This window comes from Paenibacillus sp. FSL R10-2796 (genome assembly GCF_037965315.1).
Lineage (GTDB): Bacteria > Bacillota > Bacilli > Paenibacillales > Paenibacillaceae > Paenibacillus_AQ > Paenibacillus_AQ odorifer.
Window position 1 is genome coordinate 3299953 of sequence record NZ_CP150178.1, and the last position, 25269, is coordinate 3325221.

At 40.6% G+C, this 25269-nt stretch carries 21 protein-coding genes; 19 read left to right on the plus strand and 2 right to left on the minus strand.

Annotated elements, in window-relative coordinates; all coding sequences use genetic code 11:
• Positions 1-10: 10 nt before the first annotated feature.
• Positions 11-226, plus strand: a complete 216-nt coding sequence (locus NST58_RS15090) for a sulfurtransferase TusA family protein (RefSeq protein ID WP_076129310.1) — start codon at positions 11-13, stop codon at positions 224-226.
• A gap of 2 nt (positions 227-228) precedes the next feature.
• Here the strand turns inward: NST58_RS15090 and NST58_RS15095 are convergent, their stop codons facing one another.
• On the minus strand, positions 229-1113 hold the full coding sequence (locus NST58_RS15095; protein ID WP_076129311.1) for a LysR family transcriptional regulator: 885 nt from the start codon (positions 1111-1113) through the stop codon (positions 229-231).
• 173 nt (positions 1114-1286) lie between these two features.
• Here NST58_RS15095 and NST58_RS15100 point away from each other — a divergent pair, with 173 nt between their 5' ends.
• From NST58_RS15100 to NST58_RS15140, 9 genes are all read left to right on the plus strand, one after another.
• Positions 1287-1976 (plus strand): YeeE/YedE thiosulfate transporter family protein, encoded by a 690-nt coding sequence (locus tag NST58_RS15100; protein ID WP_076129312.1) that lies wholly within the window; start codon positions 1287-1289, stop codon positions 1974-1976.
• A gap of 66 nt (positions 1977-2042) precedes the next feature.
• A complete protein-coding gene (locus NST58_RS15105) occupies positions 2043-2270 on the plus strand; it encodes a sulfurtransferase TusA family protein (protein ID WP_076129313.1) in 228 nt (75 codons plus the stop codon).
• A gap of 22 nt (positions 2271-2292) precedes the next feature.
• Positions 2293-2853 (plus strand): YeeE/YedE thiosulfate transporter family protein, encoded by a 561-nt coding sequence (locus NST58_RS15110; protein WP_232061338.1) that lies wholly within the window; start codon positions 2293-2295, stop codon positions 2851-2853.
• Between the two features lie 84 nt (positions 2854-2937).
• The gene (locus NST58_RS15115) at positions 2938-4158 is read left to right on the plus strand and encodes an FAD-dependent oxidoreductase (protein WP_076129314.1); all 1221 of its coding nucleotides are present in this window, start codon (positions 2938-2940) and stop codon (positions 4156-4158) included.
• 244 nt (positions 4159-4402) lie between these two features.
• On the plus strand, positions 4403-5371 hold the full coding sequence (locus tag NST58_RS15120; protein ID WP_076129315.1) for an ABC transporter permease subunit: 969 nt from the start codon (positions 4403-4405) through the stop codon (positions 5369-5371).
• A 29-nt stretch (positions 5372-5400) separates the two neighbouring features.
• Positions 5401-6297 carry a carbohydrate ABC transporter permease gene (locus NST58_RS15125; RefSeq protein ID WP_036678249.1) on the plus strand — a complete coding sequence of 299 codons (897 nt, stop codon included), beginning with the start codon at positions 5401-5403 and terminating at the stop codon, positions 6295-6297.
• A gap of 72 nt (positions 6298-6369) precedes the next feature.
• Positions 6370-8055: an extracellular solute-binding protein gene (locus NST58_RS15130; protein ID WP_339248608.1), complete on the plus strand. Its 1686-nt coding sequence runs from the start codon at positions 6370-6372 to the stop codon at positions 8053-8055.
• 171 nt (positions 8056-8226) lie between these two features.
• Complete coding sequence (locus NST58_RS15135; protein ID WP_076194307.1) at positions 8227-9807, plus strand: response regulator; 1581 nt, start codon at positions 8227-8229, stop codon at positions 9805-9807.
• 16 nt (positions 9808-9823) lie between these two features.
• Positions 9824-11617, plus strand: a complete 1794-nt coding sequence (locus tag NST58_RS15140; RefSeq protein ID WP_339174007.1) for a sensor histidine kinase — start codon at positions 9824-9826, stop codon at positions 11615-11617.
• Between the two features lie 37 nt (positions 11618-11654).
• Here the strand turns inward: NST58_RS15140 and NST58_RS15145 are convergent, their stop codons facing one another.
• Positions 11655-11861 (minus strand): DUF1657 domain-containing protein, encoded by a 207-nt coding sequence (locus NST58_RS15145; protein ID WP_036678243.1) that lies wholly within the window; start codon positions 11859-11861, stop codon positions 11655-11657.
• Positions 11862-12069: 208 nt separating this feature from the next.
• Here NST58_RS15145 and NST58_RS15150 point away from each other — a divergent pair, with 208 nt between their 5' ends.
• From NST58_RS15150 to NST58_RS15190, 9 genes are all read left to right on the plus strand, one after another.
• Complete coding sequence (locus NST58_RS15150; RefSeq protein WP_076129318.1) at positions 12070-12930, plus strand: DUF421 domain-containing protein; 861 nt, start codon at positions 12070-12072, stop codon at positions 12928-12930.
• A gap of 860 nt (positions 12931-13790) precedes the next feature.
• A complete protein-coding gene (locus NST58_RS15155; RefSeq protein WP_339248772.1) occupies positions 13791-15080 on the plus strand; it encodes a right-handed parallel beta-helix repeat-containing protein in 1290 nt (429 codons plus the stop codon).
• A gap of 199 nt (positions 15081-15279) precedes the next feature.
• Entirely contained in the window at positions 15280-16722 is a 1443-nt protein-coding gene (locus NST58_RS15160; protein WP_076217912.1) for a spore germination protein, read from the plus strand.
• Complete coding sequence (locus NST58_RS15165) at positions 16719-17870, plus strand: Ger(x)C family spore germination protein (RefSeq protein WP_076129320.1); 1152 nt, start codon at positions 16719-16721, stop codon at positions 17868-17870. Before NST58_RS15160 ends, NST58_RS15165 begins: the two co-directional genes overlap by 4 nt.
• A 21-nt stretch (positions 17871-17891) precedes the next feature.
• On the plus strand, positions 17892-18980 hold the full coding sequence (locus tag NST58_RS15170) for a GerAB/ArcD/ProY family transporter (protein ID WP_076129321.1): 1089 nt from the start codon (positions 17892-17894) through the stop codon (positions 18978-18980).
• 132 nt (positions 18981-19112) lie between these two features.
• Positions 19113-20090, plus strand: coding sequence for a MoxR family ATPase (locus NST58_RS15175; protein WP_076129322.1), 978 nt, complete (start codon positions 19113-19115; stop codon positions 20088-20090).
• A 3-nt stretch (positions 20091-20093) separates the two neighbouring features.
• Positions 20094-21182 (plus strand): DUF58 domain-containing protein, encoded by a 1089-nt coding sequence (locus tag NST58_RS15180; protein ID WP_076129323.1) that lies wholly within the window; start codon positions 20094-20096, stop codon positions 21180-21182.
• Positions 21179-22507, plus strand: coding sequence for a hypothetical protein (locus NST58_RS15185; protein ID WP_076194294.1), 1329 nt, complete (start codon positions 21179-21181; stop codon positions 22505-22507). Before NST58_RS15180 ends, NST58_RS15185 begins: the two co-directional genes overlap by 4 nt.
• A 132-nt stretch (positions 22508-22639) precedes the next feature.
• A complete protein-coding gene (locus NST58_RS15190; RefSeq protein WP_339248611.1) occupies positions 22640-25237 on the plus strand; it encodes a hypothetical protein in 2598 nt (865 codons plus the stop codon).
• Positions 25238-25269: the final 32 nt, after the last annotated feature.

A 25269-nucleotide genomic window follows, 5' to 3' on the forward strand; every position in this document is an offset into this window, starting at 1 on the left:
TGGTAACTTCATGATTGAAATTGATTGTCTGGGAGAAATCTGTCCAGTACCAGTAATGATGTTAAAAAAACATCAAAAAGCCATTCAAAATGGCGAACAGGTGATGCTGGTTACTGATCATAGCTGCGCAAAAGTTTCCATCACGGATTACTGTCGTGGTTCAAATTTGAAATGTACCATCCAAGAAGTTATTAATGGGGTATGGGAGATTACGATTGAGATATAAGTTCAACACAATGTATCAATCAATGTCTTTTCTATATAACGAATTAATTGTTTCGTATCATTGTCACAACGCTGATTATGTTTTTTTACCATGTAGACATCGTTATTTACTTGGAACTGATCAATATGAATAATCTTGAGTTGTTTACTATACAACTCTTTTTTTATGGACATATAAGGCAGAAAGGCAACACCATGTCCTCTAATTGCAGCAAGCTTTACCGCCTCAAGGGAGTCCAGATTAAACAGTATGTTTAATTTAAGCTCACTCGCAGATATGTTATTTAAAGCCCTTTGCACACAATGAAGCTGTGAGGACCAGATTAACGGATATTTAGGGAGCTCATTCAGTGTGATTTTATCAGGACAAACGGTCGTACTGCTTGCCACTAGCATAACTTGATCAGAAAACACCATATTGGAGCTTAATTCAGATTTCGGGGAAGGTCCGGAAATAAAGCCAACATCACCTTCTTCAAGAAGCAAACGTTCTTCTACTAGTGACGATGCCCCTTCGTTTAGAGTGATATGGCAATTGGGAAAATGCTTTTTTACCTCATATAAGGTACATGGCAGGGCATAATTACAGACTTCTGGAATCGCATAAATAGACAGCTCATGTTGTGTTGGCTGTAAATGATTGATCTCTGTGACCATATCATCATACAATTTACAGATTTGCTCCGCATACTTCTCTGCTATAATCCCTGCTTCTGTTAGGCTGGCCCCTTTATTACTTCTCACAAAAAGCTCAGAACCCAAGGTATTCTCCCAGGATTTCAACTGCTGACTCAGTGCGGATTGGGTGATATGAGATTTCTGAGCGGCTTTAGATATACTTTTTAACGAAGCAATATCTAAAAATAATTTAAGCGTTTCCATATTCATACTTATTCCTCCTGTTGCCCGCTGTTAGTGCAAACTATAGCATACTTGATTACGCTCCATCTGTGCCATTAGTAACACTTATACAGCATAAAGAAAGCAGATAACCACAGCGCAAATAAGTATGTTACTATTTTCACATAGTCAATTACATAAAACGATGGAGGTGTTAGACTATGGGGCAAACCGTAAGTCCCGAAACGAAATCAATCCGAACCAGAGCTCCTAGAAAACCTAAAAAGAGTCAGTTGCCCATCGCGTTGCTGGTCACAGTTCTCATTATTGGGTTTGGTTTTTTCCTAGACCATTCCCACGATAAAATGGTTGTCTACCTGCTTTTCGGTATTTCGTTTGGCGTTATTTTGCAAAGATCACGTTTCTGTTTTACTGCATCACTTAGAGATCCATGTATTACAGGCAGCACATCGGTAACAAGAGCTGTACTGATAGCATTTTCTCTCGCTACGATCGGATTTACAGCCATAAAGTATCCAGCATTCCTGGAAGGTAAACCGATTCCTGGGATGGATAATGTGGGTCAAATCAGTTTTGCTTTGATAATTGGCGCAGTATTATTCGGAATTGGCATGGTTATTGCAGGGGGTTGCGCTTCGGGTACATTGATGCGTGTAGGTGAAGGATTCACGATGCAGATGTTGTCACTTGTGTTTTTTGTCATTGGGTCACTTTGGGGATCACATGATATGGGTTGGTGGAGAGCTAACGTTATAAAGGATGCACCCACTGTATTTTTACCAGACGTCTTTGGTTGGCTTGGAGCACTAGTTGTTCAGTTCCTGATCATTCTTCTGTTGTACATCGCTGCAGTTAAATGGCAAGAGAAAAAGATGGGAAGCGCAGATTAGTTTAAGTTATTACGTGAATATTTTCACTATTAGGAATTTTAAAAAATATAAAAGGTGGTTTTTAAGATGGCTGAATTTACACTTGATTGCCTGGGAGAAGCTTGTCCGGTACCGTTAATGAGAACAGAGAAGAAAATGACTGAACTAAATGTTGGAGACGTTCTAGTTGTTGCTATTGATCATAGCTGCGCAATGAAAAACGTACCAGAATGGGCGAGAAAACAGGGACATAATGTGGAAATCGAAGAGGTCGATGATGGCGAGTGGGAAGTTGTTATTGAGAAGGTAAAATAGGATCGCTAAGTAGGAAAGGACGGTGAATGAAACGGTGAACGAATTCTGGTTGAAGATATCGTCTAACCGCTTTTACAAGCAATTGCTCAAAGAACCGTTTACTTATGTAACTGGAGCTGTACTTCTCGCTGTGTTCGCTACAGCACATCTGGCTGTTTTCTCAAAAGGATGGGGAGTAACCAGCGCCTTCGCGGACTGGGGAGCTTGGGCGTATCGACTGGTAGGAGGAAATGTAGATAACTGGGCTTACTTTAGTACGGAGAAAGCTCAAAAAACATTATCTTCCGGATTTTTGAATGATGGTGGGTCTATTCGAAATGTAGGGATTATCTTAGGTGCATTAGCAGCGACATTGTTTGCTTCCGAGTTCAAGCTTAAGAAAATTAAGTCCAAAAAGCAGGTAGTGGCGGCTGTACTTGGTGGGTTGCTCATGGGGTACGGAGCTAGACTGGCTAATGGATGTAATATAGGTGCATTATTTACGGCTATAGCTTCTTTATCGCTTTCAGGCTGGATTTTTGGATTGTTCCTGCTGGTTGGTGCATTTATAGGCAGTAAATTATTAGCCAAATTCTTTATGTAAAAGTGAAATAGACTGAGCTTATAGTGCTGACGAGAGTCAGCCTATTTTATTGAAATCATAGTCTACACAGGAGGGTCAATTGAAATGGAAAAGAAGACAGAACAGTATGATGTCGTCATTATCGGTGGCGGGGCTGCTGGATTAACAGCAGGGATCTATTGTGGACGAGCAAAATTGAAGACACTTCTTTTGGAAAAATCGCTGGTAGGCGGTCTTGCGACTTATACTAATGAAATAGAAAATTATCCTGGTTTTCCTGAAGGAACGACCGGAACAGATCTTATGGGATTATTTCATAAACAAGCCAAAAAATTTGGTGTTGATTTCAAAATGACAGATGTCAAATCTGTCTCGGCAGCGGAAGAGATAAAAGTAGTGGAAACCTTTCGGGTTCGATATGAATGTAAAGTCATTATCATAGCCAGTGGAGGAAAACCAAGAATTACAGGTGCAGCTAATGAAGATATGTTCTTATATGATAAAGGAATTTCCTTCTGTGCAACCTGTGACGCTGCGGCAAATACGGGGAAAACAGTTATGGTCGTTGGCAGTGGTGATGCAGCTATTGAGGAAGGGATGTTTCTGACTAAGTTTGCAGATAAAGTGATCGTATCTGTCATGCATGATCATGGGAAAATGGATTGTAATGAAATTGCCAAAACGCAGGCACTAGAAAACCCTAAAATGAAATTCATGTGGAATACGGTGGTAAGTTCTTTCGAAGGTGAGGAACGTTTGAATTCCGTCGTCCTGAAAAATTTAAAATCTAATGAACTGCAAAGCGTTAAGGTCGATTCATGTTTCTTATTTATTGGATACACCCCGAACACAGAAGTTTTATCAGGGGTAGTAGACTTAAATCGTAATGGATATGTACTTATTAATGAGAAAATGGAAACGAATATACCTGGGGTCTTTGCAGCAGGAGATGTGTGCGATAAATTTCTAAAACAAGTTGCTACCGCTGTTGGCGATGGTGCCATTGCAGGGTATGGTGCAGAGAAGTATATCTCTGAATGTGAGGTGTATGAGCATCAAATTCTGAATCAAGGCAAAGCATCTGTTGTTTATTTATGGAATGCCACAGATCCTTCCTGTCGGGAGTTATTGCCTTTAATTGAGGGATTTGAGCAATCCCATTCGGATGTCAGGGTCACAAAGGTAGATGTATATAAGTCACCCGGACTTGCTGCCAAGCTAGGGATAGATTCAGTTCCTTCTATTGTTTATCTGGATAATGGGAAGGTCCAAAAAGTAATTACTGAAAAGATAAATGAAGAAATACTGAGGACTCTTGCTAATTAAGGAGAAAGTCAAAGACACATGCAGATGTTATCTCTGTATGTGTCTTTTTTTATTCAAGCTTAAGGAATATGAGACGAGCTAATGCAAGAGAGTGTCAAAGTATCAATAATAGTTGTTTTGTCATATATTTTTGAAAGCGCTTAAACCTTATGATTATTTTATAAATGTTGCAACTATAGCGGAGGGAGAAAGGACATCAATTATCTGTACATATCTTCAAAATCATCACAAGGAGGATTCACCTATGGCGAACGCAAGCGTCGCACCAGACAAGAGATCCGGACCGAATCTAAACAAGCAACGAACTAGCGGGATCAGACGCTTTTTTAAGCAAATAGATCTACAGCTTATGGTATTGCCAGCACTTGTTCTAGTTTTTATTTTTGCCTATATCCCCATGTACGGGATTCTAATTGCATTCCAGGATTACAAGTTAGGGAATAGCTTTATTAGCAGTGACTGGGTTGGCTTAAAGCACTTTATTTACTTCTTTAATGCTCCTGAATTTGAAGTGGTTATGAAAAATACAATCATCATCAGCTTACTGAAGTTTTGTTTTGGATTTCCTGCACCGATTATTTTGGCGTTAATGCTGAACGAAGTCCGTAAGATGTTCTTTAAACGGGTGATTCAGACCGTTACTTACTTGCCTCACTTCTTATCTTGGGTAGTTATCGGCTCAATGGTTACCTCGATGTTATCCGTAGATAACGGCAGTATAAATATGCTGCTTGAGAAATTGAAATTCATTGATGAACCGATCAACTTCCTTTCCATGACAGAATATTTCTGGGGCATTTTAGTTACAACCAATGTATGGAAAGAAATTGGATTTGCTTCAATCGTGTACTTAGCTGCCATTGCTGGTATTGACCCGCATTTATACGAAGCGGCTTCGATGGATGGTGCAAGTCGGTTTAAACAGATATATTTGATAACGTTGCCTTCAATTATGCCAGTTGTAATCATCTTTATGATTTTGGCAATCGGTAATCTGGTGAATGCAGGATTCGAAGATATTTTGATCCTAGCTTCCAATCCAGCTCTGCGAGAAGTGTCAGATTCAGTTGATGTATATGTTGTACGTGTCGGTATAGACAATTTCAGGTACTCCTATGCGACTGCTATCGGATTGTTCAAGGCCGTGATCAGCGTGACATTACTTACCTTTGCCAACTTCATTGCCAGAAGAGCAGGGAACAGCTTGTGGTAATGAATTACTCAATATAGGGGGACCAAACTATGAAACGTATTAATATAGGAGATCGAATATTTATAGGATTCATATATGTATTTTTGACCTTACTGGCATTTTCCGCTTTTTATCCATTTTGGAACTCACTTGTTATTTCCTTTAATGAGGGGATGGATACTTCGAAAGGTGGAGTTACTTTCTGGGTTCGTGAGTTCACGCTTGAGAATTATAAGATCGTTTTTGAAGATTCTCGTCTAATGGGTGGATTCGTCATTGCTACATTGCGGACAGTAATCGGTACAGTAACAGCGATACTGGCCACTTCGATATTCGCTTATGGAATGTCGAAGCGTGAACTGATGGGTCGCAAATACTACATGATTATGTGTATCATTACTATGTATTTCGGTGGGGGACTCATTCCGTCTTACATGCTTATCAGAAGTTTAGGTCTCTTCAACTCATTTTGGGTGTTTATAATTCCTGCACTGGTCAGCGTATGGAATATGATCATATTCCGGACCTTCTTTCAAGGCCTTCCACAAGGTTTAGAGGAGTCAGCAAAGATTGACGGTTGCGGATATTGGGGGACTTTTGTCCGCATCGTACTTCCTTTGTCGGGACCAGTTATAGCAACATTATCTTTGTTCACAGCAGTAAATCACTGGAATGAGTGGTTCGTAGCGAGTATTTACATTACGAAAGAGGAGTTAATGCCGATTCAGACCATCTTAAGACAGATATTGTTCTCTAATATTGCTTCAGAACAGCTGTCTAATGTAGATGCAAGCTCCATTGCTCATATTAACTCGGCAAAGAAAATAACCTCGAAGTCATTAACGATGGCTACGATCATGGTTGCAACCATTCCGATTGTATGTGTGTATCCATTCCTACAAAGATTCTTCGTTAAAGGGGTCTTGGTCGGATCATTGAAAGAGTAGGATGATAGAATGAGAATGGGTTTAGAGCGTATTGCTTTGAACATAGATTACAAATTGAAAGGGGAAAATACATTGAAGACTAAGAGAAAGATGCTTCTCGGTATGATGTCTACCTTGCTATTAACGACTTTGGTGGCGGGTTGTGGTGGCAACAATTCAAGCGCTCCGGCGGCAACTGCTGAACCAGAGAAAGAAGGAGGAACAGCGGTCAACACAGCAACTGAAGCACCTGCGGCTGATTTGTATGAATTAGGGAAAGAACCGCTTGAAGTCTCATTCTACGGAAATTACGGCTGGTATCAAATGCCGAAATGGGGCAAAGATGCTGCTTCTAAATGGATTTTAGATAATCTGAAGATCAATGTCACAGGAATTAGCTCTGGTGGTAATAACGCTCAAAAGCTGCAAACGATGATCGTTGGTAACGAGCTGCCGGATATTGTGTGGACCGAGAAAGGTGCTGACGTAGAACGTCTTCGCCAAGCGGATATGCTAGTTCCTTTGGATGAATATATTGATAAATATCCAAACTTTAAGAAATACTTAACAGCTGGACATTTGGAATTGCTTCGTTCCCCTGATGGGAAGATCTATCAGCTGCCGAATTATTATACAACTCAGCCAAACGGAAATGCCGGTTATGCTATTAATAAAAAGATTTACAAAGAGCTTGGTTCTCCTAAGCTAGAAACGACAGATGATTTGTATGCTTATTTAAATGCTGTTAAGGCGAAGTTCCCTGACGTTATTCCGTTCGAGACGGGTTTAGCGAGAGATGGTAACGGAATTGACCAGTTATTCTCCTCTTTTAAAGAGAGTAATCTGTCGTATACTAGAATATACGCCGTACCTGATGGCGACAAAATGGGTTCGATATACAAGGATGAAGGATTCCGTGAGTCAGTTGTATTTGCTGCTAAATTAATGCGTGAGAAGCTAATGACGCAGGATGCGAATACTCAAACAGAAGATCAAATTAGAGAGAAAGCGATGAATGGCAAGTTTGCTGTTATTGCGACTTTTGATCCAATGAAATTGCTCGCCACTGCTGATGAAGAGATGAAGAAGATGGATCCGGAAGCTGGATATATGTTTATTAAACCGATTTACAAAGCTGGTTTGGATCAAAGTAAGATTACTCCAGGAACGTATAATCAGTTAGGTTGGAACGTTGCTACAATCACTAAAAACGCTAAAAATCCAGAGGCTGTATTCGCTATGCTTGACTGGATGACAGGACCAGAAGGTTCTATGGTTCTTAACTGGGGACCTCCAGGACCAGAAGGGTATTGGGATGGATTTGAAGCAGATGGACTTACTCCTAAATTTAATAAAGATAAATATCTGAATGAGCCAGAAGCTCTGTCCGAAATTAACGGAAAAGCCGGTGACTTGGTATGGGTAGGTAATACTGTTTTCTTGGATAATACAAAGAAAATGATGTTGCAAACCCTTCCAGCTGACAAGATTGACTTTAGTAACCGTTGGCAGATGGAAGTAACTTGGGCTTCGCAAGGTGACTTTACGGAGTTCCTGAATTGGGATCCGGCTCCAGACAGTGAAGAAGGGATTATCAGACAAAGTGTCAGAGATATCTGGTTAACAGCAAGAGCAAAATCGATGTATGCGAAGACTGATGCAGAAGCATTAGCAATTCTTGATAAAGCACATGAAGATTCTATCAAGGTTGGCTATGAGAAATTCCTTGATTATGTAACAAAAGTATGGACAGAAAATAAGAAAGCTTTAGGTAAATAATAATTTGTAATACGAAGGTTTGCTATTTAGCAAGCCTTCGTTTTTACGTCCCATTTCTTGTACTCATTGTTTTATCAGCTGTTAGGGAAGAGAATGAATGGTATACTGAAAAAGATTGGTTAGTAGAATTCAGCTGGTTGGATTAAAACATTTCAAAGGGGGATTGTGTTGATGTACAACGTATTATTAGTAGACGATGAGATGCTTGATCTTGAAGGCATGAGACAATTCATTCCTTGGAATGAACTGGGTATGCAGGTCGTGGAGGCAGCGAATAACGCGTTTACGGCATGCGATATTTTAGAACAGCATGTTATTGATATTATAGTTAGTGATGTGAATATGCCGAATATGTCGGGTCTAGAGCTGGCTCGGATTGCCATAGAGAAAAAAAACGATATACGTGTGATTTTTGTAAGCGGTTACCAGGATTTCAGCTATGTGAAACAGGCGCTTTCACTAAAAGCATATAGCTATGTCCTTAAGCCAATGGATGACAAGGAACTTATTGCTGCACTACAGAAAGTAAAGCAGGATTTAGATGATGAAAGTAAACGGCGTGACGTGGAAGAAGCTTATCAGCATATGATTCCTATGGCCAAAAATGATTTGTTGATTCGCTTATTTGAAGGGGAATGGGAGGGGGACACTCAAGCTGGAATGTTGAAGCTTATGAAGTCTTACGGTCTGGATAAGCTGGAGTGGCCTATACGTGTGGCGGTTTTGGAGCTGGATTATTTCAATTGGTTTCAAGAACAGGATAATCTAACTAAACATCTAATGTCCAAGGACTTTCTGTATGAAGTGAATACTATTGCTCAGAAGCACGGTATGCCACATTGCTATAAGGTATCTTCTTATCGAATCGCGTTGTTGATTAACGAACAGGAGATGGAGAGGTTTATTGAAGAAATTTATGAGTCGATTCGCACAAAATTTCCTGTCACTATGACCGTAGGTGTAGGGAAGCCTACATTTGCTATGGACCAGGTTCACACCTCCTATCGGCAAGCTATGGAAGCCGTTGACGGAAAGATGTTTCTCGGCAAAGGCAAACTTATTATGTATGAAACGGTTAGCAGCGAACCTGGAATGATTGATGCCCGTACGTTGGATACCCGTATGGATACGCTTTTTAAAGCGATGAAAGAATATGAGTTAGTCCTTATTTATGACGAGATCGATAAGCTGTTTAAATCCGTGAGTAGTTTAAGATCTAAATTCACGATTCATAATCTAGCCATGTATATTATATGGAAGCTGGATCAGCAGTTGAAAGAGGTTAGTGAGGATTTATTTGAAATCTTAGGTATGGAGTTACATAGTTTAGATATTTTGCTTCAATTCGATACGATCAGTGATATACGCTCTTGGCTTGTACTCAAAACGTTTGAAATATCCGAGTACCTACGCAGTAAAACAGAGTCAGTGAACAATAAACTGATTAGAGAAATTATGCAAATGATGAAGGATAAGATGAGCGAGAATTTTACGTTAAAGGATATTGCACAGCAGTTCTCTTTCTCACCCAACTATTTGGGATATCTATTTAAGGAGGAGACTGGGAAAACGTTCAGCGAAGTACTCATTCAGCTGCGAATGGAACAAGCCGGCAAGCTTTTGAAAGATCCGAAGTGTAAAATCTATGAAATCGCAAGCCAGGTAGGTTACCGTTATCTTCCTTACTTCAGCAGACAATTCAAAGAAGCCTATGGTATGACACCTATGGAATATCGTAAGCGGGAGAAGTGATGGGGGATGATGTTGCATGAAACAACCAAGAAGTAAACATAAGTATGTGCCGATAGGGTATAAATTAATGCTGACGTATATTTTTTTCATTATTATCCCAGTATCTGTGATAGGTTTTGTCTCTCACTCTATGTACAATGATTCATTACGCGAGCATACAAGTTCGAATATTAAAGGTACGTTGTTGCAAATTCGCGATAATATTGATTATAAAATGGGGGAAGTTACCCGGATATCAACGCAATTATATAGTGATTATGATTTCTATCGGAATCTGCGAAGCTATGAAGAAGGCTGGGAGAATTATGACCGGATGTCTATGAAGGTACTTCCAAAGCTGGACGTAGCTATTCAATCAACGGGTATGAGGATTGGGATGTCGCTATTTTTAAAGAATGAATCCATTCCTGAGATCTATTCGAATTCACTAGAGGGCTATCTGGATAATAGTAGCTTCTATCATCTTTACCATATGAACCGGATTGAAGGGAAATCCTGGTATTATGATTTTCCAACCGAGAAATATGCGGAGACTATGAAATGGTGGCAGATTGAGCGCGATGTAGAAAATAATCGTATCTCGTTGCTACGTAGATTAATAGATACATATGACCCTCTCGTACCTAAGGAGATTGGCTTCCTGCGGATTAATGTAGGCATTCCAGATCTGTTCAATAGTGTGAATTATACGAAGATAGGAAAAGGAAGTATTCTAATTTTAAAAAACGAGTTCGGAAGAACGATGTACCAATCGGGAGAACTACCAGAGCACTATTCCAACGAAGCCGAACTTAATAAGGATTACCTGACGATTAGTGAAACAGTTACAGTTTCTAACCAAGCTTGGCAATTAAACGCGCTAGTTCCAATTACGATTCTTGAACAGGATGCAGTGAAGGTACGACTGTTTATTATTTTGATGTGTCTCATCTGTTGTGTAGTTTTTAGTTTTGTCGGCATATTTATATCCCGATATTTTTCAATTCGGATTAATAAGTTCGTGTACGTGCTGAATGCCTATCGGGAAGGTGATCTTCACAAGCGTATTTCCTATCGAGGCAAGGATGAATTCTCTCAGATTGCAACCGCATTAAATGATATGGGCGAAAATATCGATATGTTGATTAAAGAGGTATATTTGACGCAGCTCCAGAAGAAGGAAGCAGAGCTTGAAATTCTGCAATCACAAATCAATCCTCATTTTCTATATAATACGTTGTCATCTATTATTCAATTAGCCAAGTTTGGTCAAAATGAGAAGCTGCAGCAGATGGTGCTGGAATTAGCGAAGTTTTATCGCCTGACGCTTAATGAAGGACGAACCATGATTCCGGTCCCGACTGAAATTGAGCAGGCAAACGCTTATTTAGAAATTCAGAAAATTAAATACGGTGATCGTCTGGAAGTTATGTTTGATTTTGATACAGAAATCTGGCCTTATGAGACTATAAAACTGATTCTACAACCATTTATTGAGAACGTGCTAAAGCACGCCTGGTGTGGTGATCACATTCATTTACGAATTGTTGGGCGTAAAGAGGGCAATAATATTCTGTTCCGTATCATTGATGATGGAATCGGCATGAGACAGGAACGTATTGATCAAATTTTTGATCCAAAGGGCCACACGAATACAGGTTATGGGGTCCGTAATGTGGATCAGCGGATTAAACTGCAATATGGATCGGAGTACGGCGTAACCATTTTTAGCCGTGTTGGAATTGGCACTTCTGTTCAGATACTAATTCCTGCTAATAAGGGCAAGCGTGGCATTCGTTCGAATGTTGTACATGATGAAAAGGGGTCTTAAAGCTAGTTTTTCTAGCCTAAGACCCCTTTAATTTTAATTAGAATCCTTTATATTGAGGCTCTTCGGACTCCAATTCGGTTACCCGGTTCTCCACTTGAGTTACGATTTGTTGTGTTTGCTCGGCTGCGTTCGTGAACAAGGTTTTTGCACTCTCGTTTTGTGTTTCTAGTGCAAATTGTTCAAGACTGGCTTGAGCACCTTTTAAAGAAGATAAACATGTTTTAACTTGTGAGGCTACTGTCATTGAGTTTCTCTCCTCTGTGTTGGATTATTAGCATGACGAATGCTATTGTCCTCAAATGCTTCTAGCGTTATGCAGGAAAAAAATTCATACTTGTAGTAATAGATGATTTTCCATAAATAAGTAGTGAAATTCCGGATTGAATGCGGCTTTATTGACAAATAATGAGTGTTAGTAAACAAGCTTTGATTCAAAAAGGAGGGTATTTGTAATGCCGGAGTGGTTGGAGGTTGTAGTTCGAACGCTCTTTGCTGTGGTTGTACTTTTCTTTTTAACAAAATTACTGGGAAAGAGACAAGTATCGCAGCTCTCGTTCTTCGAGTATATTACGGGGATAACCGTCGGCAGCTTAGCCGCTTACATTTCTTTGGATACGGATAAGTTATGGCATTTAGGGCTCATTGCACTGATTGTATGGGTGGCTTGTTCTTTAGGGATCGAATACCTTCAGATGAAGAGTAAAAAAGCAAGAGACTTTATTGATTTCAAGTCCACCGTACTAATTAAGGACGGAAAAATACTCGAAGATCATATGAAAAAAGAACGTTTAACCACAGATGAACTGCTGGAGGAATTACGCAAAAAAGACGTTTTCAATATATCGGAAGTGGAATTTGCGATTATGGAATCTGATGGAGCCATAAATGTTTTACTCAAGAGTGAATATCAGCCGGTAACCCCTAAGCAATTGGGTATAAAGGTTGCCCCGGAGAAAGAGTCGCAAGTTGTCATTATGGATGGTAAAGTGCTCGACAAACCATTAGACACCCTAAACCTGACGCGAAGCTGGCTGGATGGAGCCCTTGAGAAAATGGGTTTTACGGTTGAGAATGTTTTTCTTGGACAAGTTGATTCTTATGGTGAGCTGACTGTCGATTTGTATGCCGATAACTTTAAAGTCCCACAGCCGCAGGATAAGCCTCAATTATATGCTTTGCTGAAAAAATGTGAAGCTGATTTAGAAATGTTCAGTTTATCAACAGATAATGAAAAAGCTAAAAAAATGTATGAGCAATGTTCGGAGCAATTGCAAGCTTCACTGAAGGTTTTGAAACCGTTAATTCAAAGCTAAGGGTAAAGATAAAGGCACTCTCGAGTAAGATCGAGGGTGTTTTTTTATATTAATTTAAATAAATGTAATAATATGGGTATAAAGTAGCTGTACAACCTCGAAATATTAATTATAGTTGAGATTAGGCTGGAGTTATAGATGACATAAGATTGGAGGAATGCCCTCGGTTTTTATTTAAATTAGAAAACAAGGAGGAAGATGTTCACGTGAAACTAAAAAGAAGATTTTCATTCGGAATTATGGTTACGCTTACAACTTCACTGGTTCTAGGTAATTTGGCATGGAGTAACCCTACCGCACAGGCAGCAAATATCTTCAGTAATGATTTTGAGAATGGAAATGCCGACAATTGGACGAGTACAACAGGAACTTGGTCTGTAGTTGAAGAAGGTGGCAATCATGTGTATTACCAATCCAGTCAAAACGAAGGACGTTCGTTCTCCGGTAGCAACACGTGGACAGATTACAGCGTTCAAGCTGATGTGAAGATTGATGATTTCAATGGGACTAATCGAATTTATGTGTGCGGGCGCTATGTTGACGGAAATAACTATTATGCTGCATCTCTGTCTAACAGTAATGGTGGGACGCTTGAAATACGAAAAAAAGTGAATGGTTCAAGTTCAACACTGGCTAGTAAAACTGATTTTCCTATAACTACAGGGACTGCCTATACAGTTAGGCTAGAGCTTAGTGGAGATTCGCTTAAAATGTATGTTAATGATGTTTTACAGCTAAATGCACACGATAACATTTTGACAGCAGGAGGTATAGGACTTGTAGCTTATAAGACAGCAGCGAAGTTCGACAATATCAATGTCTCCGATATCACAACGGGCACTCCGACACCAACGCCTACTATAGCTCCAACAATTGCACCAACGGTAGCTCCTACGGCTACTCCAACAGCAAGTGCAACTCCCACTGCGACAGTAGCTCCAACCGTCACACCAACAGCAACACCAACAGCAACACCAGTTGCAGGCTCTATTTATGTAGCTCCAAATGGTCTGGACAGCAACGCAGGAACAATTGGTAGTCCAACCACACTGGCCTCAGCGATTACGAAGGTAGCCCCCGGGGAAACCATCTATATGCGTGGAGGGGTTTACACGTATTCTTCAACAATAATTGTTGGACAAGATAATAGCGGAAGCTCTAACTTACGAAAGAACATCGCTGCATATGGGACTGAGAAGCCTATATTGGATTTTTACGCCCAGCCATTTGACCCAGCTCAACGTGGTTTGCAGATATACGGTAACTACTGGAAGGTAAAAGGATTAGAGATAAGAGGCTCAGGAGACAATGGGATCTTTATTGGCGGGAACTATAACATTATTGAGAATGTTGAAACCCACCATAATCGGGATTCGGGACTGCAAATCAGCCGGTATGCTTCATCACTGACCAGCATGAGTCAATGGCCGAGCTATAATCAGATCATTGGAGTGTATTCTCATGATAATTATGATCCGGATAACGGGGAAGACGCTGATGGTTTTGCTGCTAAGCTGACCATAGGTCCTGGTAACGTATTCGATAAATGTATAGCTGCATGGAATACAGATGACGGCTGGGATCTTTACAGTAAATCAGAAACAGGCCCCATCGGAGTGGTGACGATCAAGAATAGTATCTCCTATAAGAACGGACAGACCTCAGATGGAAATTCAACGGCAAACAGTGATGGGAATGGATTCAAACTAGGTGGTGAAAAAATTGCAGTAAACCATATTGTGCTGAATAGCATAGCATTTCAAAATAAAAAACACGGATTCACTTACAATAGTAATCCAGGTTCCATTCAACTAACAAATAATACTTCTTGGAGTAACGGACAGAGTAACTTTGCTTTTGATGCCGGTACTCACCAATTTACGAACAACTTGTCTTTTGCTGGAGGATCGAGTGACAAAACAAGTGGAACCGATATTCTAAGTACTAATGTGTGGTGGAAAAGTAATGCAAGTACCAATGCCAAGGGTTTGGTGGCCAGTACCGCTGATTTTGTAAGTCTTACACCTTCAGTGGTGCGAAATGCAGATGGTTCTTTTAGTCTGGGCAGTTTCCTCAAATTAACTGGGGGTAGCGATCTAATCGGATCTGGAACACCTAGCGGAACTAATATTGGTGCAACTTTTCCGTGATTTGAAAGCTAGGGGTTTGAGCTCCTTATTTAATTGACTCTGTAGGATTAGATAGGTCATTTTATTCGATATTTTGATGGGCATGAGTCCGGTACTATACCGGATTTGTGCCTATTTGGTTTGTTTTAAGTATAAACCTTCCATCACGTTGGCAAACTAAGCCAGATTAACAAGTCACAATTTTGGGGGTAGTCTGCAGATGTCTGGAATTATTGAAACAATAAAAGAACAACTGGAAGGATCTAGTGATGCAGTTTTTCAAAACATTCGCCTTCATGGGCATTCCTGTGACTTGATCTATATCCCATTCATCGTAAATTCCCTGAGTCTTCATAAAGATATTGCATTGCCGCTAAGAAATGAAGCAAATTCAGAGCACAAATGGCCGGATTTTTTAGAACGATTGGATCGAGGAGCTGTTTTTCCCATCCCGTATCTTAAGGAGTTTGACATAAACAAGGCTGTGGATTTGATTGTCGCTGGAAAAGTAGTGCTTTATTTTGAAGAGCTTCCTTATGTTTATTATTTTGAGATCACGCAATATCAGAAAAGATCGGTTACGGAATCACAAAATGAACTTGTGGTGATTGGACCACAGGAAGCATTTATTGAAGATATTGAAACAAATCTGTCCCTGCTCCGACACAAAATTAAACATCCGGATCTAAAGACTATTCATTATACGATTGGTAAATATACCAAAACTGATGTGTATGTTGTATATATTGAAGGACTTTATAAAAAAGAAGTTCTTGCTGAAATTGAAAAGCAACTAAATGAAATAGATATTGATGGCATATTGGGCATTAGTTATATATCGGAACAATTACGGAAGGGGAACTTGACACCATTTCCGGTATTTCAATATACAGAACGCCCCGACTCGGTGGCAGCTTCTTTAATGGAAGGCCGGATCGGAATATTACAGGATGGCACACCCACTGCAATGATTGCACCTACCTCTTTTTTTACAATGCTACAATCCTCTGAGGATTATTATCAAAGCTTCTATGCCGCAAGCTGGATTCGAATCGTTCGATTTGTGTTCTCCATCATATCGATGATTCTTCCATCGCTTTATGTTGCGATTACAACCTTTCATCCTCAGATCATTCCCTCAAACCTGTTAATTACGATAGCATCTGCCAGAGAGAACATTCCTTTCTCAGCATTGACTGAGGCTTTGATTATGGAGCTTACCTTCGAAGCCCTTAGAGAAGCTGGAACCCGAATACCAAAGCCTGTAGGCCAGACCGTTTCAATTATTGGCGGTATAGTCATCGGTCAGGCTGCGGTGCAAGCGGGAATTGTATCCGCTCCTATGGTTATTGTTGTTTCCATTACCGGTATTGCCACCTACATTATTCCCCATTATGAGCTCGGTCTGACTTTTCGCTTACTTCGTTTCCCTTTATTGATTATGGGGGGAACAATGGGTTTGCTCGGGGTATATATTACAGCTTTTTTGATTTACGGGCATTTAGCTAATCTTAGACCGTTAGGATCACCATATTTACAACCCGTTGCCCCTTTGGTGTTAGAAGATTGGAAGGACACATTATCTCGCTTTCCCTCTAACTATATGAAGAAACGCAGCAAACTTTATAGCAACAGGAATCTAAGGAGACAGAATCAAAAATGAGAACTCTAAAGATAGGAGTTGTTATACTTCTACTCCTAAATTTAACAGGCTGTTGGTCTTCAAAGGTGGAACTGGACGAATTAACCTTTGTGTACGGCTTATTTATAGATGTAGGCAAAGAAGCAGGCACCGTTGAAATTACGATTAACTCTCCTTTGCCCAATCGTCTAAACTCGGGAAGCCAGCCTTCAAGTGGTGGCGGTGATGGGAATAGTTATTCTACAGTTTCTAAGACCGCAGATACGATCGCAGACGCCATGTTACTAGTTCAGAAAGATCTGACACGTCAACTTAGTCTTTCCCAATTGAAAATAATTGTCTTAGGGAAAGCTTATGCAGAACAAGGGATTGGTGAACTCCTATTATGGATTAGAAGAGAGCCAAGTCTCCCCCTTGGAACCTATGTCATGGCTAGTCCCGGCAGTGCAAAAGAGATGAATACATTAACACCTATCTATGAACAATTGCCTTCTGATGTACTGAGGAGCTTTGGAACAGAAAAATACATGTTTTCGACTACAATTAAGGACTGCATATTCGCTGAGGCTTCGGGCGTTGGATTTGCTATAAATAATCTTTCATTTGGTAAAAAAGAAGAAACTACAAAAGAAGGTAAACCACAATATTGGGCAGGCATTCAAGGAGCTATGTTGTTTCAGAATGAGAAAATGAAGGGAATACTAAAGCTTAAAGAGGGGAGGGCATTGGCATGGGCCGCAGGCAAGCTTAAGCTGTCGGTTTATTCTGTTACCTGGGATGGTGGAGAAAGTGCAGCAAGTGTTGTATTTGTTAGCGCCAAATCTTCGAAAAAAGTAAAAATAACGGATAAGGGTCCAGTTTTTACAGTGAAATTAAAGGGAAAAGCTAGTGTGATTTATTTAAGGGATCCTAAGAAAAGAAATCTAGAAGAGATCAGTAATATCATTACAGAGAAACTAAGCGATAAAGTAACTGCTAATCTGACCGAAGCTATACATTTATCCCAAAAAGCAGGTGCGGATGTTCTACAGCTGGGCATGTTGCTGGAATGGAATGATCCGAAACTTTGGAAGCAATTAAGAGAACGTTGGGATAATTACTACGCTCATGAGGCAGATATTAAGGTGAAGACGGACTTTCGGATTGTGGATTTTGGAACAGCAAAATAAAGAACTGAGGAAGGAGAAGTTATGCGTACAACAAAGTGGCAGCTGTTCCGGTTTATCACCATTTTTTTTAGCTCACAAACCACCATTTTTTTGATACCAGCTATTATTGCTACTTCCTCTTATCAAGGCTGGATTGCATTAATCGTTGGCTCCTTATTAGGATTGATATTATTGTGGTTTACAATCTATGTTGGTAAGCTGCGACCTAATCAAGCTTGGGTTCACTTTGGAAAAGAGATCATTGGCAAATGGCCACATAAATTTATGATTCTGCTCCTACTATGCTGGTGTGTTTATTATGTTTCTTTCGATATAGAGAATTTCGTACTATTTTTCGGCTCGAATTATTTAAGAGGAACTCCACCTCTATTTATCCAGTGTGTCGTTGGTCTCGTAATCATGTACACGGCAAGTCTAGGATTTGCAACAATTACATATATGGCCGATGGATTATTTATTATTTTCTTTATTACCGTGATCATTTTATTTAATTTATTCCTTCCAAACGCGGACTTTAATATGGTACCTGCTTTCTTTCATTATCATGATCCTGGAATCGCCCTGAAAGATTCTATTGTGGTCATGTCATGGTTTGGAGAATGGATTGTCCTTTTGTTCATTGCACCTGATTTAAAAATTGAAGCGAAAATGATGAAAAGATTAGTATTTGCGCAGTTCTATGTTTCAATTACGGTCTTAATAGGATGGTTATTGACAATGATGAGTTTTGGTCCACATTTAGGCCAGCAACTCCAATATCCTTTTCTCGAGATGGTGCGTAGTTCGAAAGAAGATAATTTATTAGGTAATACAGACCCGCTTTTGATTGGAATATGGTCGTCTTCGATGTTTATTCACAGCGCTTTCCTTATCTATATAGCTTCAAAATGTGTAGCAAGTTTATTTAATACTAATAGTAAAAAAATTTACGTTCCCCTTTTAACACTGGTTTCAGTGACAATAGCATACTTATATTCACGCGACGTCGGCAGATATTACGAACACTACAAAAGCTTTGCCATTGTGATCATTTGGCTAATCGTTGAAAGCATACCCATCTATTATGGGATTGTAGCCTTCTTTCGATATCGGCATAAGACTGCGAAATGAAAATCGAATGGAAGACGGGTGCTGTCTAATTATGGGCAGTGCCTTTTTTTGTGAATTATAAATCGGGTACGCTTTCTGTTATGATTAAAGCACTTATTACATAATTATCCTCAGATTGGATGGTGTATTCACATGAATCTTCAAGAAGTAGCTGAACTTATCAAATCTATTAGGGGCAATCTTGCCAAAGTCATTGTAGGAAAAGAGGAGGGAGTAGACCTGCTGCTGACCGCATTACTTGCGAATGGACATGTCTTGCTGGAAGATGTACCTGGTACGGGTAAAACCTTGCTGGCAAAGGTGCTTGCCAAATCATTGGATTGTTCATTTAAGCGCATACAATTTACGCCGGATTTATTGCCTTCCGATTTAAGCGGGATCAACTATTACAATCAGAAGACGGGAGAGTTTCAGTTCAGACCGGGTCCGGTATTTGCTAATATACTGCTGGCTGACGAAATTAATCGTGCAACACCTAGAACCCAATCCAGCCTACTGGAGTGTATGGAGGAACGGCAAATTACTATCGATGGGGTAACGCACGGATTAGAAGCACCGTTTCTTGTCATTGCTACTCAGAATCCGATAGACAACCAAGGGACCTTCCCACTGCCTGAGGCTCAATTAGATCGATTTTTGATGCGGATTACTACGGGTTATCCTACCTTTGATGAAGGGATACATATTTTGCAGCGTTTTCGTGAGAATAATCCGCTCGAAGAGTCTTTTCCTGTAGCAACGGCACAAGATATTCAAGCCGCACAGCGTTTAGCCGCATCGGTAAGTATCAGTGATGATTTATTAGGTTATATCGTACGGATAACGGAAGCTACCCGCAAATCTACGGCAGTAAAACTGGGTGCGAGTCCACGTGCCAGTGGCGCGTTGCTTAGATCAGCTCAGGGATATGCACTTATTCAAGGCAGATCCTATGTAACACCGGATGATATCAAAGCCGTGGCTGTTTCCGTGCTTGCACATCGTCTGCTGCTTCATCGGGGATTAGGCTCAAGAGAGGGACAAGCCGCGGATATTGTATTGCAAGTGCTTCGTGAAGTTGAGGTGCCTGCTGAACCCGTGACGTCCTTAAGAGGCGGAAAGGTGGAATGACCTATGGCTTTGCCTTGGTTCATTTTCATTACAGTGGCGTTGGTGTTACTTCTTGCTGACATTTATAAACGGAATGGTCTGAAAGCGCTTAGTTATTCTCGTTATTTTTCAAGTAAGACTGCTTATGAAGGAGAACGTATTGAGATGATCGAGGAGATCATTAATGCGAAGCTTCTTCCTTTGCCGTGGCTCCGATTGGAGTCTAGTATTGCGAGAGGTCTGGAATTTGGAAGTCAGGATAATCTTGGGATTAGTACAGGAGAAATCTCTCAGAATCATATTAGTTTATTCTATTTAAAATCTTATCGTCATATTAAAAGACGGCATCAAGTGACATGTGAGCGCCGTGGTTTATATCGTTTGGAATCCGTGACTATGACAACGGGAGATCCATTTGGTTTGACTCGAAAAAACAAAACATATCCACTCGAGTTAGAGTTGTTGATCTATCCCGTTCTGCTGAATCTAGACGAGCTTCCATTGCCCATTCATAGCTGGCTGGGTGAGCTTCCTGTGAAAAGATGGATCGTTGAAGATCCTTTTCTGACTGCTGGCATTCGTGAATATAGCTCAGGAGATTCTATGGGATTGGTAAACTGGAAGGCTACAGCACGTACTGGTGTTATGCAGGTTCATAAAAAAGATTACACGGCTGATTCCCGGCTCGTCATCTGTCTGAATATAGAGGACAGTGATTCCATGTGGAGAACGGTGACTGATGTGGAACGAATCGAGCAAGGAATAAGATATGCAGCGACTATAGCTGAATACGCAATGCAGCATGGAATTGAGACCGGATTAATCTGTAATGGCAGATTGGACGATGCTGGCGAAAGAGATCCAATTGAAGCAGAGCCGATGGCTCAGCTCGAAGATATGTTAGAGCTCCTGGCAAGGCTGAAGCTGGATAGAACACTTCCTATGAGTCGACTATTGGAATTGCAGGTTGAGAGTGGAATTAGTGACACAGATTTTCTAATCATAAGCTGCCATAGGGGAGCAGAATTGCAAAAGGCGACGGATCTCCTAATGCAGCAAGGCAATGGTGTGGAATGGCTGGATATTCCGGAACAAGGGAGAGAGAGCGCATGAAGCTTACGTTGTCTGGCTATGTAAGGGAAACAGTGAAACTCTGGTTGTGGTCTATTATTGAATTGTTGCTATTTCTACCGGTTTGGGTTCTATTTCAGATATATTTGTTGCCCCAACAAGATGAACAAATATGGTTGATTGCGCTGCCTATACTAGCTTTAGCAGGCATTCTTTTGCGCAATTTTTGCAATGTAAGATGGAAGCAATTACTTGCCGCCTTAATCCTCGGGGCATTATTAGGTGTGGCTTCAGGGAGTTTATCCATCGAAAGCCTTCCCTTAGGTGTGGCTGGAATTATATGTACATTCTTAGGGATGACGGTAGACTCTAGAAATAATAGATTCAGAATGTTTTGGATAGGTATAATAATCTATTTTGTGGCAACTATAGCGTTTCATAGAGTTCCTGAATTGGAGCCAAGTGTGCCGTTATTGACCTGGTGTGGCAGTCTGTATTTAATACTGACTTTACTTATTTCTAATAGCAGCTATATACGATACAGCGCACTTACTGAAGAGAATGAAACGCTGCCCAAAGGGATACAACGGAATAATCGTATATATGTCATTGTGATTGGAGTTATTGCAGCTGTACTAGCGGCAGGTGTCGGTAAAGCTATAGGATCATTGGTATGGAGACTCTTACGCTCATTTTTCAATTTTATTAATCAGTTATTTTCTGGCACAAAAGAACCAGAGCCTCCGCCAGCAGAATTGCCGCCAGCAACTCCGATGTTACCACCTGTTGGCGAGCAAAAGCGTGGCTGGCTAGCTATTATACTAGAATACGGGTTTTATATTTTGGCGGCGGTATTATTGGGGTTTGCAGCCTATTATGCACTTCGCTGGTTGTACAGAAATGCTGGAGAAAAGTGGCGGAAAGTCATAGATGCATTGTTATCGATGTTACGTAGGGAACATACCCCTAAGAATAATACAGCATATCTTGACGAGGAGAAAAGCGTCTTTACTTGGGAACAAACCGTTCGAGGGTTAAAGGATTTCTGGAGCTCTCGTCTTCCTTCAAAACATCGTAAGGATCGCTGGGATCAGATGAATGGCGAGCAGGAACGTGTCCGTTGGCTTTATCGGCGGTGGCTTAATATAAAGCGCGATAACGGTTATGAAATGAAAAGTTATCTTACGCCGCAGGAAACAAAAAGGGATGTTTTGCTATGGGGAGATCGTAGCAAGCATAAACGTAAGGGTGATGATGATTCTTTAGCAGCAGATCAATTGATTGAAATATATGAAAAAGTTAGATACGGAGAAGATGAGCCTGCCGCTTCTGATATTGCAGCTTTGAAAAATCAACTGAAATTATAGAATCATTTTCAGAATATATGCAAATTGGAACAAATAGGTTACAAAAGATCTGTAAGAGTTACAACATGGATACAATTGGATCTGTGCTAACCACTATAATAATTCTAGTAAAATACTCGTGGAGGGAAGTCAATGAGAAAGCATAGCAGTACATATGTTGTTTTACTCTTAAGCACCTTTGTCATAAGCCAGTTGACAGGGCATACCGCTTCGGCTGCTGCAGTTAGTTCTGTTCAGCCAAAATCGGCGGTAGCTGCTGCAACTGTAACAGCTCCTAGTAATCTGGGTTCCGTTTCTTTAGGAGCTAATATCAAAGCTACACTGGAAGATGTGAATATTTGGTCACAGCCTGGAGGCAATATTTTAACTTATACAATTAACTATTCGAATGGCAGCAACAAAAGTGCTAGCCTACTGTATTATTTTTCGAGAGTTATGACCTCTGGCGGCTCTGTTATTCCAGGGAATCCACTAAGTGCGGACGCTACTAAGAAAAAAGTGGGTTCTAACGAAAGCTTGCGCGTTACATATTATGTTAATGTTGGCCAGGTAAATTCGTTAAAAGGTATCAAGATTCCAATGTACGTTTGGGATTCCAAAACCAAGGGGTATCTCAAGCAAGTAGGAACTTTTAATATACCCGCCAACTATTCGCCAACCGCTGTAAACGGAAAAAATGTAAGCACTACAATGAATGACATTCCGGTTATTGCTAAAAGTGAATCCTTGGAGCTCTACAAATACAGCGGAAAGGTTTATGCCAAGGTGGGCATAAGCTTGACCAATAAAGGCAGCAAAGTATTAAGTGATCCTGGTTACGCAGCATATTTGGTCTCGGCAGGGGGAAGCTCGTATGAATTAGCCCTTGACCGTTCTCAGCTTAGTTATAAAATTCAGCCCCAAGAGAAAAAAACCATTTATTATCTTACAGAAATTCCTTCGTATATGAAGACGGAGAATATGAAACTGCAATTCACCCAAAAGGATGAGGCGCTGAAGCTGGAGATTGCCAAATCTTCGTACAAGCTGCCTGCGGCGACTACACCAAATCTGGTAGTTGGCAAAGGTGTAATCAAGAAAATTACCATCAATAACAATACGGTTGAAACCCAATTAAATAACGCAACCGTATACGCAGAGAACAACAAGGGATTCTGGACTTTTCAGCTGCGAGTGAAGAATACAGGAAAGACAGCCGTTACGTTACCTTCTTATGAGCTTGCCGTCAAATCCTCAACGGGGACAACCTTTCCGATCAATTCTAAGGGCTTGAGCGGATTAACCATAAAGCCTCTGGAGGAAAAAATCATCCCGCTTACCGCACAGGTACCCCTTGAGGTAGAACAGAATTCACTGCAATTGCAGATGATTGAGGCTGTTTCTGCTCCAGATAATAGTGAAACGGGAACTACTGGAGAAGGTGTAGCAACTGGAAGCACTGGTGGAACCAATGTCGCTACGAGCAACACAGCTAAACTAACGGTTCCGGTTGCTTACTTTACGATCTCCTATACCTTGCGTCCTGAGATACAGAAAGGTATGGAATATAGAGCAACAAATGAATATGGGACGTTCACTTATAGTTTAGTTTCCTTGCAGCGTTTTCCATGGAAAGACGATGATATCGTTGTTGCCAGATTAAATATTACGAATACCCAATCGGTTGCCTTGTCTCTGCCGGAATTAAAGGGAGCTGTTCAGGTAGACAATGAGGACATGACATCTTCAACGGAATTGTTTATGGATAAGGAAACTTCAACGATTGGGCCCGGTAAAAACGCTGAAATCTATGTGTTTGCCAAAATTCCTTATACACAAGAGTTCGATAAATTAAAATTAAATCTTTATTCTATGGTAAAAGAAGAGAAAAGCTCGTTCCTGTCAGTTACTACGAACAGCATGATGAACGCTGTAGCTTCTATTGAAACTGGAGGAAGTTATGTTATCTCTGGTAAAGGCAAGAACGCAAAAGTGCAAGAGAACAAAACCATTATTTATGAAGGACTTAACTCCAATCTCGTATACACAGAGCTGCTTCTGAGCAGTGAAGAGAAAAGACAAAGCAAAATGGCTCGCCTCCAAGCTTATTACAAAACGGGAGATGGTCAGCTATTCGAAGCTACTGCTAATCAGCCGGATACGTCTGCTACTCCAGGCGGTAAGCAATTAATCACCTTTTGGGCTAAGGTTCCCAAGGCTGTTAATGCTTCTGATGTAAGCCTGTTCCTTGGGCCAGGGATTACTGGGAATAAGCTGACGGAACCCGGTCAGGAATCCACTGGATTTATTAATATGGCATCACTGTCATTAAATCCGGTCATCACACCACCAGAGAAGAACTTGACGAAGGTGGCTATTTATCCGTATACCATGTCCGTTCTAAGTTCGGAAGGGCGCTCACTACAAGGCAGTGACTCTATAAATATAGTTATGAATTACAATCTTCTTCGTGACAGCAGCTATGATATGGGAACCTTCACGCATAAGCTGGTCCTCAAAATGACGGATCCATATGGTCTATCTCAGGAACGAAGCTTGAACATTGGCACCGATATTCTTGAAGGGACCAACAACTCGTATACAGCAAGCTTTAGCAATAATATGTATAAGAATTTGTCAGGAGGAACCTACCGGATCACGCTGTACGATGAATTCCAAGGTGAACGGATCGAGCTGGCTAGTCAAGCTTATAACATCAAGATTGATAGAGCAGTTGTAACTGAGAAATAGCATTTCATATCTATTATTGTACGAAGAGGAGC

Excerpts from the sequence above, each read along its gene's own strand:
- NST58_RS15170 (WP_076129321.1), top strand. The coding sequence starts at position 17,892 with ATGCGTACAACAAAGTGGCAGCTGTTCCGGTTTATCACCATTTTTTTT.
- NST58_RS15165 (WP_076129320.1), top strand. The coding sequence starts at position 16,719 with ATGAGAACTCTAAAGATAGGAGTTGTTATACTTCTACTCCTAAATTTA.
- NST58_RS15105 (WP_076129313.1), top strand. The coding sequence starts at position 2,043 with ATGGCTGAATTTACACTTGATTGCCTGGGAGAAGCTTGTCCGGTACCG.
- NST58_RS15150 (WP_076129318.1), top strand. The coding sequence starts at position 12,070 with ATGCCGGAGTGGTTGGAGGTTGTAGTTCGAACGCTCTTTGCTGTGGTT.
- NST58_RS15145 (WP_036678243.1), bottom strand. The coding sequence starts at position 11,861 with ATGACAGTAGCCTCACAAGTTAAAACATGTTTATCTTCTTTAAAAGGT.
- NST58_RS15115 (WP_076129314.1), top strand. The coding sequence starts at position 2,938 with ATGGAAAAGAAGACAGAACAGTATGATGTCGTCATTATCGGTGGCGGG.
- NST58_RS15095 (WP_076129311.1), bottom strand. The coding sequence starts at position 1,113 with ATGAATATGGAAACGCTTAAATTATTTTTAGATATTGCTTCGTTAAAA.
- NST58_RS15180 (WP_076129323.1), top strand. The coding sequence starts at position 20,094 with ATGGCTTTGCCTTGGTTCATTTTCATTACAGTGGCGTTGGTGTTACTT.
- NST58_RS15120 (WP_076129315.1), top strand. The coding sequence starts at position 4,403 with ATGGCGAACGCAAGCGTCGCACCAGACAAGAGATCCGGACCGAATCTA.
- NST58_RS15100 (WP_076129312.1), top strand. The coding sequence starts at position 1,287 with ATGGGGCAAACCGTAAGTCCCGAAACGAAATCAATCCGAACCAGAGCT.
- NST58_RS15160 (WP_076217912.1), top strand. The coding sequence starts at position 15,280 with ATGTCTGGAATTATTGAAACAATAAAAGAACAACTGGAAGGATCTAGT.
- NST58_RS15185 (WP_076194294.1), top strand. The coding sequence starts at position 21,179 with ATGAAGCTTACGTTGTCTGGCTATGTAAGGGAAACAGTGAAACTCTGG.
- NST58_RS15175 (WP_076129322.1), top strand. The coding sequence starts at position 19,113 with ATGAATCTTCAAGAAGTAGCTGAACTTATCAAATCTATTAGGGGCAAT.
- NST58_RS15140 (WP_339174007.1), top strand. The coding sequence starts at position 9,824 with ATGAAACAACCAAGAAGTAAACATAAGTATGTGCCGATAGGGTATAAA.
- NST58_RS15090 (WP_076129310.1), top strand. The coding sequence starts at position 11 with ATGATTGAAATTGATTGTCTGGGAGAAATCTGTCCAGTACCAGTAATG.
- NST58_RS15125 (WP_036678249.1), top strand. The coding sequence starts at position 5,401 with ATGAAACGTATTAATATAGGAGATCGAATATTTATAGGATTCATATAT.
- NST58_RS15135 (WP_076194307.1), top strand. The coding sequence starts at position 8,227 with ATGTACAACGTATTATTAGTAGACGATGAGATGCTTGATCTTGAAGGC.
- NST58_RS15190 (WP_339248611.1), top strand. The coding sequence starts at position 22,640 with ATGAGAAAGCATAGCAGTACATATGTTGTTTTACTCTTAAGCACCTTT.